Genomic DNA, 16,271 nt, shown 5'->3' with positions numbered 1-16,271 from the left:
GCTGATAGAACATTATAGAGGCGCTATGACGAACGCGGGCGAGTCTGGCAAATTCGCGGGGCCTCAGGTCAAGAGGGTGCCAACGCACACGCAAGAGAGGGGGCAAGCGAACCGGCCTCGACGCTTGGACCCGAGTTGCTTCGATTAAAAATGCGCGGCTCTGGACCGGTTAGCCCCTGACGGTATAGGAATCCGCTTGCCTGTGATCGTGCAGTCGGTAGGTGACGGGCAAGGTCGGGAAGCGGGCAACAGTGGCAGCGAAGATTGGATTCAGACAGGCTACGACTTGGCTGGCGGAGATCGTGGGGCCGGACTCTGCGTATGTCCGCCTTGGCCTTGTCTATACCGTCGCAATCAGCCTGCTCACGCTTGCGACACCGATTTCGGTGCAGTTACTCATTAACAGCGTGGTGCAAACGGCGTTGCCGGCGCCTCTGTGGACGCTCTCGCTGGTGCTGCTTTTGCTGCTCTTGCTGGTTGCCGGAATCAGTGCGCTTCGCACTTACCTAATGGCATTGTTCGAGCGGCGCCTGTTCGCGCGGGTAGTTGCCGAAACGACCATCCGTGCCGTGCACGCGCAAAACCCTTTCTTTGCGGACGCCAACCGCAGCGATCTTTTCAATCGCTTCTTTGACATGGTCGTCGTCCAGAAGTCAGTTCCCAGCTTGGTCATCGGCGCGTTCACGATCCTGCTGCAAGGCGTCGTCGCCATCGTCATCACGAGTTTCTACCACCCGTTTTTCCTCGCTTTCAATGCCATATTGGTTAGCATCCTGCTGGCATTATGGCTGATCTGGCGCGGCGGCGCGCTTACCGGGACGGTGGCACTGTCTCACGCCAAGCACGAGGCGGCTCGCTGGCTGGAGAGCGTCGGAGGCTCCAATGGCTTCTACAAGTCTGACCGCCACTTTCAGTTCGCGATGGAGCGATCCGAGCAAGTGACGGCGGCATACATCGGAGCCCACAAACGCTACTTCCGCTACAGCTTCGCACAGACGCTCGGCTGCCTGGCGCTTTATGCGGTAGCGAGCGCGGCGTTGCTGGCGCTGGGTGGCCACTTGATCCTGCAAGGAGAGCTGTCGATCGGCCAACTCGTGGCTGCCGAGCTCATTCTGAGCAGCGTGTTTTACGGCATCTCGCAGCTGGGCTGGTACCTCGATACGTTCTACGATCTCGTCGCCTCATCCGAAGAGCTTTCGCTGCTTTTTTCCATCCCGCAGGAGCCTGCAAACGCGAGCGGTCAAGCGCCTGCGAACGGCGCCATCAGCATGCGGAACGTCTGCCTTGGCGCATCGCGCTTCGACCTAGAAGTCGCGTCGGGTGAGCGTTTGGTCATCGTCGCTGAACAGGAAGTGGAACATTCGCTGGCGCTGCTGCTCAAGCGGCATGCTGTCCCCGCTCACGGGATACTTTCGATCGGCGCCGCCGATCTTGGCTCACTGAACCTGTTCGCGCTCCGCTCGGCGGTCACGGTGCTGGATCGCCCCACCATCGTCGAGGTCACCATCCGGCAGTACCTCACTTTGGCCGCGCCGAACGCGCCCTCGGGCGCTCTGCTGGAGGCAGTGGACGTGGTGGGGCTGACCGAGCGGATCGCAAAGCTGGACGGCGGTCTCGACACACTGCTCGGTTCGTCAGGATGGCCGCTGTCGATCGGCGAAGTCATGGCACTGAAGCTGGCGGCTTCCTTGTTGACACGCCCCCGCGTGCTGATGCTTTCGTCCTTGTTTGATTTGTTGCCGGTTGAGCGGCTGGAAAGGGCGCTCGCCTCGCTTGGCGAGTCCGGGACGACCATTCTGCTGCTTACCCGCCGTCCGGAAGCCATCCGGCTCGACGGCTTCCTGTGGCTGGGTAGGGCTGAGCAGCGGCGCTTCGAGGAGTGCAGTGAGCTGAGCGCGCACCTGACGCAGCGGGAGGCATCGCATGTCCAGCCCGCCTGACTCCCTTGCGCTTTTTCCTACACTTGCGTCAATGCGCCCGCCACGGCCGGCCGTCGCGTTCGCATGGATGATCGCGGCCGGCATCGCGGTTGTCGCTGCGATCCTGCTGTTCGTTCCCTGGGTGCAAACGGTGTACGGCCGCGGCCAGGTGGTTGCCCTGGACCCCGCCGACCGGCCGCAGGAAGTCTCCGCACTCGTGCCTGGCCGGATCGAGCGCTGGTATGTTCAAGACGGACAACACGTCGAAGAGGGCGATCCGATCGCGCGCATCGTCGATGTGGACCCCAACTACCTGGCACGACTGGCGGCCGAGCGCGACCAGGTGCTTGCCGAGATCGCAGCGACCCAGCAAGCCCGAGAAGTCGCTGCGATTGACGTTGGCCGAACCGGGCAGTTGCTGGCAGAGGGTCTCGCGTCACGCCGAGATTACGAGCAGGCGCAGATCAAGGTTGCGGAAAGCACTGCCAAGCTTGCGGAGTCGCGCGCCAAACTCAATCGGATCGACATTCAGCTTAACCGCCAGTCCGCGCAGTTGGTTCGAGCTCCACGCGATGGGCGCATCCAGCAGATCAACGCGGCTGCTGGCGGAGCGCTTGTCTCGGCCGGTACGGTTTTGGCCACGGTCGCCCCTGAGCAGGTGGAACGCGCGGTCGAGATGTTCGTCGATGGCCGCGATCTGCCGCTGGTCGTTCCGGGGCGTCCGGTCAGGTTGGAGTTTGAGGGCTGGCCGGCAGTCCAGTTCAGCGGCTGGCCTGCTGTCGCGCGTGGACTGTTTGAGGGGCGCGTGCGCTCTATCGACCCTGCAGCGACGCCCGCTGGGTTGTTCCGTGTTCTCGTGGAGCCGGTACCCGGCGTATCCAATTGGCCGGATCGCAGATTCGCGCGCATCGGCACCAAAGTCAGCGGCTGGATACAGGGGGGGACTGTCCTGGCGGGCTACGAGCTCTGGCGTCAGCTCAATGACTTCCCGCTCGATTTCGGCGCCCCTCCAGCGTCCAAGAATGAAGCTGGCGGCGCGCCCAAGGATGACCGCGACACCGCCGCCAAGGCTGGAAAGCCGGGTAAGTGATGCGAGCGGTCCTGACTGCGGCCTTGATGACGGTATCTATGCTGAACCCGAGGCTTTGCGCCGCTCAAGAACAGCCGCAGTCTGACCCGGTGTTGACGTTGGACGAAGTGCTGCGCTCATCAGCGCAGTACGGCCCCCAGATCGTCGAGGCGCTCGCGCGTATCCGCCAGGCGCAGGGACGCGCGCTTTCGGCTGAAGGTGCGTTCGACACTGTCTTCGATGTAGACGCTCGGTCGCGTGCGCTTGGCTATTATGACGGCACTCTGGTCGAGGGGCGCGCCACGCAGCCGCTGACTGACAACGGGGGGTATGTTTACGGCGGGTATAGGGTCTCGCGCGGCACCTTTCCGATCTATGAAGATCAGTCATACACGAACCGCCTGGGTGAAGTGAAAGTAGGCGGATTGTACGCTTTGATGCGCGGCCGGCTGATAGATGAGCGGCGTGCGCGGCGGACCCTTGCGGCGGGAGACCTGGACATCGCGCGTTTCGAAGCCCGCGCCACTGCCATTGGCGTCCAGCGACAGGCCATGGACGCGTACCAGAATTGGCTCGCTGCAGGGCTTCGCCTGCGGGCTTACCGCGATTTGCTCGATCTGGCGCAGCGCCGGCGCGGCGGCCTGAACCGTCAGGTGCAACTGGGGGCAAGGGCTGAAATTCTCGTCACGGAGAATGAACAGAATCTGGTGCGTCGCCGCGCGCTGGTGGTGCGTGCCGAGCAAGACGTGCAGACGGCCGCCAACCGCCTATCGTTTTTTCTGCGAAATGAAAATGGCGAGCCGATTGTTCCTCGCCTTGAGCAGCTGCCAGCCGACTCGAGCGCGCTCTTGCGCGTCACTTCCCGCTTGCAGGATGCCGCGTTGCTCATTCGCCCTGATATTCGGACGGCGGGCGCCAAGATCGAACAGGCTTTGACCAAGCTAGCGCTTGCGGAGAACGATCTTCGTCCGAGGCTTGATCTGCGCGTGGAAGCCAGCAAGGACTTGGGCGACGACGGGTATGGCGGCACCAGTCGCACTCCGCTCGAAGGCATCGTGGGGGTGCGGTTGACAGTTCCGCTTCAGAACCGCGCGGCGAAGGGGAAGGTCGTAGAGGCGCAAGCCGAACTTGACGCCGTGGAGGCAAGGCGGAGAACCATTCGAGACCAGATTCAGATCGAAATCAACGGCATCCTCATAGCACTGGACGGAGGAGCGCGGCTCGTCGAGACGGCCAGGGAGGAACTCGCCTTGGCTGAACGTCTGGCGGCAGCCGAGCGCAGGCGTTTCGAACTCGGCTCGAGCGACTTCTTCCTCGTCAACCAGCGAGAGGATACCGCCACCGACGCGCGGGTCCGGCTCATAGAGGCAGAAGCCCGTCAGGCCGGCGCCCGTGCGGAATTGATTGCCGCCACTGCCGACACGGACGCCTTGCAACTGGACTTCTGACCGCGCGCCAAAACGCCGGTCTACACAGCGAGCGGCGCAATTGCGCAGCAATCATGAGGCTTTTGCCTCGTCAGGATTCGGGAAAATTGCTTCCGGACTACCAGGGTTGCGCCTGCCGCACAGCCGCATGCAAACGGCGGATGTGCAAACGGTTCGCAATAGGGTTGCTTCCGCTGTAAGAGTCGCTATTGCGAGCCGATATCAAGTAGTGGGGGAATTATCGGTGTTGGCTGGTTCAAGCCTATTGTCTATCGCGTGTGTCATTACGCCGCTTTCGATCGTCGCTCCCGTCGCGGTGCCAGCTGCGGTGTCGCTAAGCGACGCGCCGCGCGATACGGACATTCTCGTCACGGGAGTGAACGACCAGCGACCCACGACGTCCACCAAGCTGCCGCTGACGCTGAAGGAAACGCCTCAGTCCGTCACGGTGGTGGATCGCCAGCGCATAGAAGACTTCAATCTCAACAGCGTCACCGATGTCCTCGCCCAGACTCCAGGCGTGACCGTGACATCGACAGACAGCAACCGGACCAACTTCAACGTCCGCGGCTTTCCCGTCCGTAACTTTCAGCTCGATGGCGTTCCGACGATCTATCAAGTCAGCGGCTACGAAAACAGCGCGATTGGTGATGTCGCGATCTATGACCGCGTGGAGGTGATCCGCGGCGCAGCCGGCCTGGTGACAGGCGTCGGCGACCCATCGGCAACGGTCAACCTTATTCGCAAGCGCGCGCCTCTGGAGTTCGGTGGATACTTCTCGGTCCAGGCTGGCAGCTTTTCCACCTACCGGATGGAAGCTGACGTGGGTGGGCCGCTGACGAAGGATGGCACCGTCCGCGCCCGTCTCGTTGGTGCCTACACCGATCGCGAGTCCTACATTGACTTGCAGCATGATCGGATACCAGTCGTTTACGGCACCTTGGAGTGGGACGTAACGCCGAGCACTCGGCTGCGGGCAGGCGCCGATTATCTACGCACGGACTCGCAAGGCGCGGGCTGGGGGAGCGTGCCGCTATTCTACAGCGACGGCACGCAGACGGACTTCCCGCGCTCTTTCACAGGCACGGCCGGCTGGACGCAGTGGCTGCGCGAGACAACGACCATGTTTGCCGCTGTCGAGCAGGATATCGGTCGCGACTGGTTGGTGCGCGTCAGTTACAATCGCAAGCGCGGGCAGAACGATAGCAAGCTGTTCAACATCTCGAGTGGCTTCCCCAATCGCGACGGAACCGGGCTTGGCGCGCCCTGGAGCTTCTATGGTGAAGTCGAGCAGAACGAAGACGCGGTCGATGCTTACGTGGCGGGCAAATTCAGGCTGTTCGGGCGCGAGCACGAAGTCGTGGCCGGCCTGAACCATTTCGAGCGCGACTTTCTCGTCAATCGATCGGCCTTCGCCGCCACTCCGGAAGACTCTCCGTTCAACACCAGTCCCGACATCCTCCCCTGGAACCCCGACTTCGCGCCTCCGCTCATCATCTATTCCGACGTTCCAAACTTCACGCAGGATCTGCGGCAGACTGGCGGCTACGGCGTGGTGCGGCTGAATCCGGCGGATTGGCTTAAGGTGATCGCCGGCGTTCGCTACACCGACTATCGCACCGACCGCGACGACTACGATGCCGCAGGCGTGCTGTTGGCGGATGGTCCCAACAGCGTGCAGCACGAGAAGAAATGGGCTCCCTACGGCGGCATCGTCGCTGACCTGACACCCGCGATCTCGCTATACGCCAGCTACGCCAGCGTGTTCTCTCCTGTGTCCGCTCGTAATGCGGACAACGAGATCCTACCGCCGACAACCGGCGTGAACTACGAAGCGGGCGTAAAGACGACGCCCTTCGGCGAAGGCTTCAACATCTCGGTCGCCGGCTTCCACATCAAGCAGGACAACCTGACGCAGACTGACCCGAATGGGCGCCCGAACTCGCTTCCGGGCAATCTCACTCCTTCGATCTCGATCTCGGGCGTCAAGACCTGGGGCGGAGAGCTGGAACTGGCGGGCGAACCGCTGCCTGGCTGGACACTGAACGGCAGCTACACTTATGCGCGTAGTGAAGGCCGGACCGGCGAGCGGGTAAATCCGTTCTTCCCGCTGCATCTCGGCCGCATCTACACGACTTACCGCATGCTGGGCGACAGGCTCACGCTAGGCGGTGGCGTTACGGCACAATCGCGCATTTTCGACCGCGGCAACGTGCCGTCGGGTCGCTTCAATGCCAGTGGAGCACCGGTGCTGGTGCCGGGCGAGGTTGAGCAAGGTGCCTATGCCACCGTCGACTTGCTGGCTCGCTACAAGCTCACGGATCGTGCGGTTCTGAGTGTCAATGCCACCAACATCCTGGACAAGACCTACTACCGCAACGTTCGGTTCGCCTTTGGCGGACCCGGCGGCTTCTATGGTGAGCCGCGCCGCGTGGTGGGTAGCATTCGCGTCAACTTCTGACCGAAAGGCGCGCGGTGGCATCGGCTCACGAGACTATGCAGGGGCACTCAGGCGCAAGGGTGTGGCGGCGGCGAGGGGATGCGGCCTTGCGCCTCCTCGCCGCTTTGCCGCTCAGCTATGCGGTGGCCAGTGTATGGGCCATGGCTCTCGCGCGCGTGCTGCCTGGCGCACTGGCGGAGGCTACCGTGGCGGCGACTCTGATCGCCTTTGTGATCTGCGCGGTTGCAGCGATGTATGCCTACGCTGCGCGTAGCGGCTGGCGCGCGGTCTGGGTGCTGAGCACGGCAGGCATGGCGGCTGCGCTGATCGCGTGGCTGTCCATCGCAGCGGGCAGCCGACTGTGAGCCGGAGCTTTCGCCAGTCGCAAGCCGGGCTGCACACATGGTCGGGCCTGTTGCTGGGATGGGTGCTCTTCCTGGTGTTCGTCACCGGCACCGTCGCCTTCTGGCGCGAGGGCATGAACCGCTGGATGCGTCCGGAGCTCGCGCGTGTGGAGCAGCCGATGCAGGTGCTCGCGGGTGCGCAGCGTTTCCTGCAAGGTAAGGCACCCGACGCCAAGAGTTGGTTTATCCCGATCGCCACCGAGAGCTCTCCCGGCGCGCAAGTGTTCTGGCAACCGCAGCCCAAGGAGGGCGAGGCTCCTCGCCGGCGCGGTCGCCGCGACACCCAGGCACTGATCGGCGCAGACGGCCTGCCAGCACTCGTGCGCGAAACACGAGGGGGAGAGTTCTTCTACCGCTTTCACTTCGATCTACACTACATGCCGGTGATCTGGGCCCGCTGGCTGGTGGGCTTCGCGGCGATGATGATGCTCGTCGCGATATTGAGCGGCATCGTCACTCACAAGAAGATCTTCCGCGATTTCTTCACGTTCAGGCGCAAGAAGGGGCAGCGGTCGTGGCTCGACGGTCATAACGCGACGGCGGTTCTCGCGCTGCCGTTCCACCTGATGATCACCTACACCGGGCTGGTCACGCTAATGGCGCTGCTGATGCCCTGGGCGGTCGTTGCCAACTACACCGACGAGACCAAGCTGTTCGAAACTCTGTTCCCGCAAGCGGAGGCGGTGGAGCGCAGTGGCAAGCCTGCTCCGCTGGTTGATCTGCGGACGCTGGTGCGTGATGCCGAGACGCGGCTTGGCGGCACGGTTGGGTCCATCAGCGTGAGCGAGCCCGGGGACGCCTCCGCCCGCGTCACCATGTACCGGGCCCCCTCATCCATGCTCAGCTCCCGCCCGCCCAGCCTCGCCTATGATGGCGTGTCTGGCCGCTTGTTGTGGCAATCGCCCGTACATGGCGCGGCATCGCTTACGGCCGGTACCATGATCGGGCTGCACGCGGGGCGCTACGCCGACACCCTGTTGCGCTGGATATACTTTCTGTGCGGTACCGCAGGATCGTTGATGGTGGCGAGCGGGATGGTGATGTGGACGGTCAAGCGGCGCGAGAAGCTGCCTGATCCTGAGGATCCGCACTTCGGCTTTCGCGTGGTTGAGCGGCTGAACGTCGCCACCATCGCTGGCTTTCCGCTGGGTATGGGCTGCATGCTGTGGGCCAATCGGCTGCTGCCGGTCGGCATGGCGGACCGCGCCGAATGGGAGATCCATACCTTGTTCCTGGCGTGGCTCGCGGCCTTCGCGGTATCCCTGCTGCGCCGTCCCGCCGCGAGCTGGGTCGCCCTGCTCGGCGCGACCGGACTGCTGCTGGGATTGCTGCCGCTCTACAATATGATCGCGACGGACAAGGGCCTCGTTGCCGCGCTGGCGCTGGGCGATCTGCTGTTCGTTGGCGTAGATCTCACCCTGCTTGTGTTCGGGGCGGCGTTTCTGCTCGTTGCTCGGCGCGTCGCACGGTTCCGGACCGAGCCCCGTAGAGAAGGGCGTGCGCGGGGCAAACGCATAGCTGCGCCGGCCGTGCTCGAGCCGGCGGAATGACCGTGCTTGCCCTCGCAGCCACGCTGCTCGCGTTCGCTCTGCTGGGCCTGTCCACCGACGCGCATCACGGCCGTCGCTTTGGTCGCCGGCAAACGCCGGAGCGCAAGCGGCGCATGCGCCTCGCGGGCTGGATATCGCTGGCGATCGCCCTGGTGCCTGCCGTCGCCTCGCGCGGGTGGGTGTTCGGGCCGGTGCTGTGGCTGGGCTTGTTGATGCTGAGCGCTGGCGTGGTATTCCTTTTCCTCAACTTCGCGCCGGCCGCCCGTGAACCTGCCGGGTCCGGCCGTCATCGTCGGGAGAGGCTGTCGCGATAACGCGCCGCTAAGCGGCGGCGCCCCCAATGCGCAGCCGGGATGCCGCATCCGACGCGACATCCCTGGGGTCATGCAGCTACGTAGTAGTCCGCCTTCAGTCGCGAATATCGGAGACGTTCGAGCAGAGACTCCGGCGTGAGGACGCGCCCCACGGGCTCTATCCAGTTGCCGTAGGCATGACACCTCGCAATCAGATGCGTTTCATGGTCGGGCCAGCAGGTCAGCAGCACTTGCACTTCGTCCCGCATCGGCGTCCATTCAAAGCTGATCCAAGCGAGAGGGCGCTCACGCGTTGCGCGGGCGCCCGCATCGTTAATCGTGTCCAGAACGAGCTGCCGCTCCTGCATGGTGAGATATTGCAGCACCATCGAGTGGAAGACGACGCGACAGATGCCTTGCTCCTGCGGCTCGAGTAAGCGCTCGGACAGCCAGGTCGCGGCGCTTCCCTTTTCGACGCGCGGCGTATGGATGCGGGCCATGGCAAGGGCCTGTTCAAGCCGGCGGGCGCGGTTTGGCTGGTCGGCCCAAACGAAGGACAAGAGCCGCTCACGTGTCGCCTCGTCACATGCATTGAGCGGGTTCAGATCAACGCCGCGGGAGTTCACCACCTCTATCGGAGCATGGATGGGCGGGTCACCGCGCCACTCTGGCTCGATCATGATCGGCGAACTCGGATCCCCTGCCGACATCCCGCCCAGGTTATAGGCGTAGCGTGCCAGATTGAGGTTGAGCCCGCAGCTGGAGCCGAGTTCCAGAAGCTCGAACGGAAGGCCGATCTTGCGGCGCGCTGTCATCAACGCAGTTGCTATCGCCGCTGCACGGCCAACCTCATTGGTCTGCGGTGTGTGCCGCATCCACTCGGCGACGAAGCGGTCTTCAGCCGCGAGCGTCGCTCCGATCGCACCGTCAAAATCCGCATGCTCGCCCCGATAAAGCGCTGCCAGCTCGGGCTGAAACCCCCGTCGGGCGATCGCGTGGAGAGCGGCATTAAACCGCATCGCCAGTGCGGCCGCCGACGGATCATCCGCCCAGCTGGAAATAAAGTCGGCCGTCAGCGGGGCATTGCCCAGCTGACGGTGACTGGCTTCAAGAACGGCCCCCACAAAGGGGGAGCCGAGTTCCCGTGCTACCTGGGCCTGGCGCCAAAGCTCCCCGCCCGCAGCAATCCGAACGTTCATGTTCATGACAATGGGGCGTTCAATGCCACATCTGCTCAGTGGTGGCTTCCTCGCGTCTGACCAGGGCAGGCGCTCCAAGCCCGTTGAACTCGCCTGCAGAGCGTGTCTGCCCGCGGTGAGGGCTGCCGTGGCCGTTACCCACGTTGAACTGACTGGCTTGATCAGACAGTGAGGTAACCTCACTCGCCAGCTGGCGAGCGGCGGCTGAAGTCTGCTCGACCATCGCTGCGTTGCGTTGGGTGGACTGATCCATAGACCCGATAGCGATGTTGACCTCCGTAATCGCGGTGGACTGCGCCACGTTGTCGGTGGCCATCTGGCTCAGCAGCTGGTGCACGTCACCGACGCCGGCGGAAATATCGGCGAGGGCGCTGTCGACCTTCTGCACCGCCTCAACAGCGGAGGCGATGTCGGTCTGCGTTTCCGTCAGCTGGTCACGCGCCTGCTTTGCCTCTTCTTCGGAGCGCATCGCGAGCGCAGACACGAGATCCGCGACCACTGCGAAGCCGCGGCCGGCCTCGCCCGCGCGGCCCGCCTCTACCGCCGCATTCATGGCGAGAACCCTGGTCTGAAACGCGATCTTGTCGAGGCCTTCGATGACGCCGTCGATGCCCTTGGCACTATCTGCGACGCGGGTCATGGCCTGCACTGCTTCTTCGGCTGTCGAGCGGCCGCCATTCACGCTCACCATTGTGCCGTCGGCGCGCTTCACTGTGAGCGTAGCTGCCTCCGCCGTCGCCTTTAGGCGGCCATCCATCTGGGTGATGGTGGCAGAGGTCTCTTCCAGACTTGCGGCATTTGCCTGGGTGCGGCGAGCAAGATCCTCGGCAGCCTGGGCGATCTCGGTCGATCCGGTCCGGATCGAATTCGCCGACTCCATCACTGAGGCGATGAGTTCGCGAAGCGCCGCGACGGCGGCATTGAAGTTGGTTTTGACAGTCGAATAGTCGCCTGGGAATTCGCGGGTGATCTCGGCCGTCAGGTTGCCACCTGCAAGCTCCGACAAATGGTTTGAGATGGTCTGCACCACCATCTTCTGGTCGGCTTCCGCTTTGGCGTTGGCTGCGTCGGCGGCCTGCTTGGCAATCGCCGCATCACGGAACACAAGAACTGCGCGGGCCATGTCGCCAAGTTCGTCGCCGCGATCCGCCTCGGGAACAGATACGTCGTTCTTGCCAGAGGCAAGTTCGCCCATCGTCTTGGTGAGATCGGCAACGGGACGCGCGATCATGCGGCTCAGGACGGCAGCGAGCGTCACGGCAATGCCGATAAGAGCAATACCGCCAATGATGAGCACGCTCATTGCGCTGGCGATAGCGCCTTCCTGGCGCTCGGAATTTTCTGCAATCTGCGCGACTTGTGCGTCGCGGATTTCACGCAACGGTAGCACCGCGTCGGACACCATGACGGCCTTTCCGGCATTGCGCACCGCCTGGGCAGCACCATCCCGATCGCCTGCCTCCACGCGTGCGATCAGGCGATCGCCCCAGTTCTTGCGCCACTTGAGAGTTTCCTCGCGCGACTTGAGCAACGCGGCTTTCAGGGCGGGATCTATTAGTTGCTGTTCCAGTTCCTGGGAAATCCGGTCGTAGTCATCCCGGCCCTCGTAATACGACTTCAGGTACGACGGGTCGCCCGTGACCAGGAATCCGCGAAACTGGCTGTTCTGGCGCAGCAATGCGGTGTCGAGCGCAAGCGCTTTGGCGTGACGCTCCTGGCTCTGGTTGTTGAGATCGGTGGAATTGCTGATCATGCTGATGTTCATGAAGAAAACGATCATCATGATCGCGGCGGACGCACAGATCATGAGGAAGGACAGGCCCAGTTTCCTCGGGATCTTCATGGATTTAAACATCTTGCTGGCTTTCCATTTGGTGTTCGAACTCATCACGAGGAGCCGGACGCGCCCTCTGCGCATCCGGCTCCCGGTGCGTGCGACTTAGAAGTCGAAGCGCAGCGACGTCGTGATGGTGCGGCCATTGAGGACGCGCGCCTGAGTGATCCCGTTGGCGGGTATCGAACCTGCGGCAACTTCGGTGAAGGCCGTCTTGTCGAACAGGTTGCTGGCAGTCAGCGACAGCTGAACCCGCTCGACCGGACGGACCTGCACGAAGGCGTTCACGATGGTGTAACCCGGCATCTTGAGCAGGTTGCTGTCCTGCGCAAAGCTACCAGTGGTGCCGACCACGTTCGTCCCAAGGGTGAACATCTCGGTTTCGTACTGCGGCGTCGCCTGGAAGATGAACTTCGGCTGGTGACGCGGCACGTTGGCCTCGATAGCAGCGTTCAGGCTGTCTTCCGCGATTTCCGCGTCCGTGTAGGTCGCGCCGGCTGTGATGCTGAACGGCCCATGCTGGAACGAACCTTCGAACTCAGCGCCTATGGCTTCGTAGGTGCGGGCGATGACACCCAGCGAAAGCGTGCCATCCGGGCGCGCCACTGTCTGCGTGTTCAACTCGCGAGTATTTGCCCAGAACCCAGTCAGGTTAAGTGCAAAGTTGTCCTGGCGATACTTCACCCCGACTTCCGCCTGCTTGACGACATCGTGGCCCGCCTCGTCGCTCACCAGATCTCCAGTGACGTGGTTGACGATCGGAGTGAAGAGGACGCGATCAGCAGCACCGCGGCCACCGCGGCTGTATCGCGCAAACACGGCAAGGGGTTCGGCTAAGCGGTAGTTCACGCCAGCGGAGTAGCTCACGTACTTGTAGTCAAAGTCTACCAGACCTGGACGGGACAGCGGAAGAACTGCTGTGGTCTGCTCAGGCGCCGAGATCACGCCATCCTGGTTCAGATCGAATGGGATCGAGCCAACACGGCCGCCCCCCAACTCAGACCCGAAGACACTGCCTTCTGCTTTGGCGAAATCATAGCGAATGCTGCCGCCGATCGCGATCTTGCCGATCATGTAGTTAAGCGACCCATAAGGGGCGTTGATGTCGAACTGCACGTCGTACCTACGGCGAAAACCGGGATTGTAGGTGCGGATGCCGTCTTCGGTGAGCGCTTCACCGGCACCGGTGGTAACGTTCACCAACGCCGATTGGGCGTTTCCACGGACGTCGGAGAGCCCCTGCGTGAAGAGCCAGCTAGTATCCACCGATTGCGTCGACCGATAGAAGCCCGCTGTCGTCGTCAGAACGCCAGCTCCGATGTCCCACTGGCGGCTGGCACGCAGATCGTTTGTCATGTTGTCGAACGAGTTGATCTGTTGGTCGCGCATGGTTGCAAGCGCGAGCAGTGCGTTGCCGTTGATCGTGAGAGGATCAACCCTTTGGCCTGCATTAGGCCCAGTGGCATACGTCAGGGTTCCGGACGGCAGCACTTCCGGGATTAGATTGGCCGCGAAGCCGACACGCCCATGTTGAAACTGGGTGAGCTGACCCGAAATGTCCGAATAGCGAAACCTATCAGTGATCGTCCAACCGGCGACGTCGAACTGCGTCTCGAAACCGAACGACTTGACGACAGCGTGCATTCCTTCCCGAATATCGTCACGAAGGATGTTGTTGTTGCCATCCAGCGTCAGGACATTCGTGACGAAGGGCGAAAGCGTCGTGTCCTTCGTGATATCGAAGTTGGCGACGTTCGAGTACTTGGGATCACTGTTGGTGCCGGTTACGCGCACGGGAACTGGCATATACGCGGGCGTGCGGTCGTCGAGGTACTTGCCCAGGAACCGAATGTAGCCGCCGTTGAATTCCTTCGTGACGTTCAGCTTGAGCTGACCGCCCTTATAGGCATTAAACCCAACTTCGCGTGGGCCTTCACCGGTACGGTAGAAGCCGCCCACGTGGAAGCGAACGGTGTCGCTGATCCTGCTGCCATAGTCGAAGTCGAGACGCTTCTCGTCGAAATCGAGGCCGGTGCTGACCTGGACTGCTCCGCCTTCAACGTCGCCCGTCTTCGAGATGAAGTTGATGATGCCGCCCGGCGAGTTCGACGCGAATGTCGAAGCCGAACCGCCGCGGATCGCTTCGACGGCGTTCAGGTTGAGGTCCGGGCGCAGGAGCATGTCCGCGCCGACGAACATGTCACCATATTCCAGAACCGGCAGGCCATCTTCCTGCAGCTGCAAGTACTTGGAGCCATTCGAAGCCAGCGGGAGGCCACGGATCGTGAAGCTGTTGTTCACGTCACCGGAACCAGCCTCGACGCGGATGCCAGGAATGTTCCGCAGAACTTCCGCGACATTGCGTGCGCCGATCTTCTGAATTTCCTCGCCGCGCAGCGCGCTTGTCGAGGTCGCGCTGTCGAGACGATCGCGCCCCTTGGCCACGCCGGTGGTGAAGACTTCCATCTTCGCGGCGCCGGCGGGCTCATTCTGAGCCGCCGCGTCAGCGGCTGCATCCGCAAATGCGGGCGTTGCAAACGCCAGCGGTGCCAAGCCAAGGAGCAACTTATACTTACGCATTCTAAAAAACCCCACCTCATAAACGAAAGGTTAAAAGCCCTTTCGTTGATGCCACTGCCGAATTCGGCTCTTCATCATAGATAGAGACAAGCCATCGCGGTCATTTACGGAGGAATTTATTGCTACAGCGCCAGGGCGCCTCATCTGCAGAGCACCGGGCATCCGGCATGCTGCCCAGACGAAAACGGCCGCTAAGCAGCCTGAATTAGGTGCAGGTAATGAACCTGAGGGCAGCCCTACAGTTCGGCGAGGCCGAGCGCGTCGAGCAGCCGCATTCGGGCGCTGGCGACCGCATTCCACAATCCAGGTCGTGCGAGGTCATCAGGTGCGATCTCTTCGGGCCAGTGCTTGCGCACGACCTCCTCAACCCGAGTGATCCTGTCTGCGGAGGCGAGGAAGCGCGGGTCCACGGTTGCGGGGTCAGCCACGACACGCAGGCGCAAACAGGCCGGACCGCCTCCGTTTGCCATGGACTCGCGCAGATCGGCGACGTGGAGCTCACGGATCGGACCGTTACCGGAGAGGAGCGTTTGCAGCCAATTCCACACCGATGGCGTGGCTTTCGCTTCACCAGGCAGGATCAGTGCCATGCCACCGCCGGGACGCGTCACCAGTTGCGCATTGAACAGGTAGGATGCGATGGCGTCAGCGAGACTGACCGCGCTCGTCGGCACTTCGAGGATGACGACTTGAGGGAGCTTCTCGCGCAGCTCAGCATAAAGCCCCTCGCGATCGGCAAAGGCCTGCTCGTGAGTGAAGAGCACATTTTCGTTAGCCACGGCAACCACGTCGTTGTGGAACGCGCCAGCGGCTATCGCTTCCTCGGACTGCTGCGTCAGGATGGTGCGCTCGGCAGGCAGGCGATGAAGCCGCGCCACTGCGGCGCTCGCTTGCCGGTGCTGGCGCGCCGGGAAGGAGCCACCCTGCAGGCCGTATACAAAGACCTCCAGGCCGGGCTGACCATGCGCGGAACATAAGCGCATGTGGTTCGCCGCACCCTCATCGCCAAAAGGAGCCGGTACCGGTTCATGAACCGCAAAGCTGGCGGAGTTCGCGAAAGCAAGGCGCAATTGCGCAAGCGTTCCGGTCCATTCGTGGCTGCGGTGCGGCATCGTGACGAGATTGGCAGGGGTGAGGTGGCAAAGCCCATCGGCAGTGTCGGCGCCGGGACTGACGGTGGCTGCATTGGCCGCCCACATAGAGGATGCGGACATCGCGGCGTAGCGCAGTTCGGCAGTCGCTAGCGACATATCGGTGCCCATTCGTCCGAGCCATGCCTGATTGGGCCGATCCTGCGGCATGAACCAGCCCTGCGCCAGCCCCAGATCGAGACATAGGCGCATCTTTGCCAACCCCTGCAGCGCCGCATCGCGCGGACGCGAAGTGCGGCCGAAGTTGCGGGTGGAGGCGAGGTTTCCCACGCTCAGGCCGGCATAGTTGTGGCTGGGGCCAACGATGCCGTCGAAGTTGATTTCAGTGAGCATGCGGCCCTTTCATGGCTGCTCTGGCCGTCGTCATTCCTGCCGGGGGCGGAAGTTTGGAGAAACGGTGATCAT

General features: G+C 62.7%; 11 protein-coding genes. 7 read left to right on the top strand and 4 right to left on the bottom strand.

The annotated features are described in order from the left end of the window. Positions 1–251: 251 nt before the first annotated feature. From ABVV53_RS12750 to ABVV53_RS12720, 7 genes are all read left to right on the top strand, one after another. Positions 252–1,940, top strand: a complete 1,689-nt coding sequence (locus ABVV53_RS12750) for an ATP-binding cassette domain-containing protein (RefSeq protein WP_353984806.1) — start codon at positions 252–254, stop codon at positions 1,938–1,940. After that, the gene (locus ABVV53_RS12745; protein WP_353984805.1) at positions 1,924–3,009 is read left to right on the top strand and encodes an efflux RND transporter periplasmic adaptor subunit; all 1,086 of its coding nucleotides are present in this window, start codon (positions 1,924–1,926) and stop codon (positions 3,007–3,009) included. Before ABVV53_RS12750 ends, ABVV53_RS12745 begins: the two co-directional genes overlap by 17 nt. After that, positions 3,009–4,436 (top strand): TolC family protein, encoded by a 1,428-nt coding sequence (locus tag ABVV53_RS12740; protein WP_353984888.1) that lies wholly within the window; start codon positions 3,009–3,011, stop codon positions 4,434–4,436. The genes ABVV53_RS12745 and ABVV53_RS12740 overlap by 1 nt, the downstream gene beginning before the upstream one ends. A gap of 226 nt (positions 4,437–4,662) precedes the next feature. Continuing rightward, positions 4,663–6,876 (top strand): TonB-dependent siderophore receptor, encoded by a 2,214-nt coding sequence (locus ABVV53_RS12735; protein ID WP_353984804.1) that lies wholly within the window; start codon positions 4,663–4,665, stop codon positions 6,874–6,876. Between the two features lie 14 nt (positions 6,877–6,890). Further along, a complete protein-coding gene (locus tag ABVV53_RS12730) occupies positions 6,891–7,220 on the top strand; it encodes a hypothetical protein (protein ID WP_353984803.1) in 330 nt (109 codons plus the stop codon). Continuing rightward, the gene (locus tag ABVV53_RS12725) at positions 7,217–8,809 is read left to right on the top strand and encodes a PepSY-associated TM helix domain-containing protein (RefSeq protein ID WP_353984802.1); all 1,593 of its coding nucleotides are present in this window, start codon (positions 7,217–7,219) and stop codon (positions 8,807–8,809) included. Before ABVV53_RS12730 ends, ABVV53_RS12725 begins: the two co-directional genes overlap by 4 nt. Continuing rightward, positions 8,806–9,123, top strand: coding sequence for a DUF3325 domain-containing protein (locus tag ABVV53_RS12720; RefSeq protein WP_353984801.1), 318 nt, complete (start codon positions 8,806–8,808; stop codon positions 9,121–9,123). The genes ABVV53_RS12725 and ABVV53_RS12720 overlap by 4 nt, the downstream gene beginning before the upstream one ends. A 68-nt stretch (positions 9,124–9,191) precedes the next feature. Here ABVV53_RS12720 and ABVV53_RS12715 read toward each other — a convergent pair whose 3' ends face one another. The 4 genes from ABVV53_RS12715 to ABVV53_RS12700 form a co-directional block, all read right to left on the bottom strand. Beyond that, positions 9,192–10,307 (bottom strand): DUF2332 domain-containing protein, encoded by a 1,116-nt coding sequence (locus tag ABVV53_RS12715; RefSeq protein ID WP_353984800.1) that lies wholly within the window; start codon positions 10,305–10,307, stop codon positions 9,192–9,194. Positions 10,308–10,320: 13 nt separating this feature from the next. Beyond that, complete coding sequence (locus ABVV53_RS12710; protein WP_353984799.1) at positions 10,321–12,144, bottom strand: methyl-accepting chemotaxis protein; 1,824 nt, start codon at positions 12,142–12,144, stop codon at positions 10,321–10,323. A gap of 96 nt (positions 12,145–12,240) precedes the next feature. Next, positions 12,241–14,715, bottom strand: a complete 2,475-nt coding sequence (locus tag ABVV53_RS12705) for a TonB-dependent receptor domain-containing protein (RefSeq protein WP_353984798.1) — start codon at positions 14,713–14,715, stop codon at positions 12,241–12,243. A 236-nt stretch (positions 14,716–14,951) separates the two neighbouring features. Continuing rightward, positions 14,952–16,199, bottom strand: coding sequence for an N-succinylarginine dihydrolase (locus ABVV53_RS12700; protein WP_353984797.1), 1,248 nt, complete (start codon positions 16,197–16,199; stop codon positions 14,952–14,954). Positions 16,200–16,271: the final 72 nt, after the last annotated feature.

This window comes from Novosphingobium kalidii (assembly GCF_040534015.1).
GTDB classification, from domain to species: Bacteria; Pseudomonadota; Alphaproteobacteria; order Sphingomonadales; family Sphingomonadaceae; genus Novosphingobium; species Novosphingobium kalidii.
The sequence above is the reverse complement of the archived record's forward strand: the minus strand, read 5'-3'. Positions and strand labels throughout refer to the sequence as shown.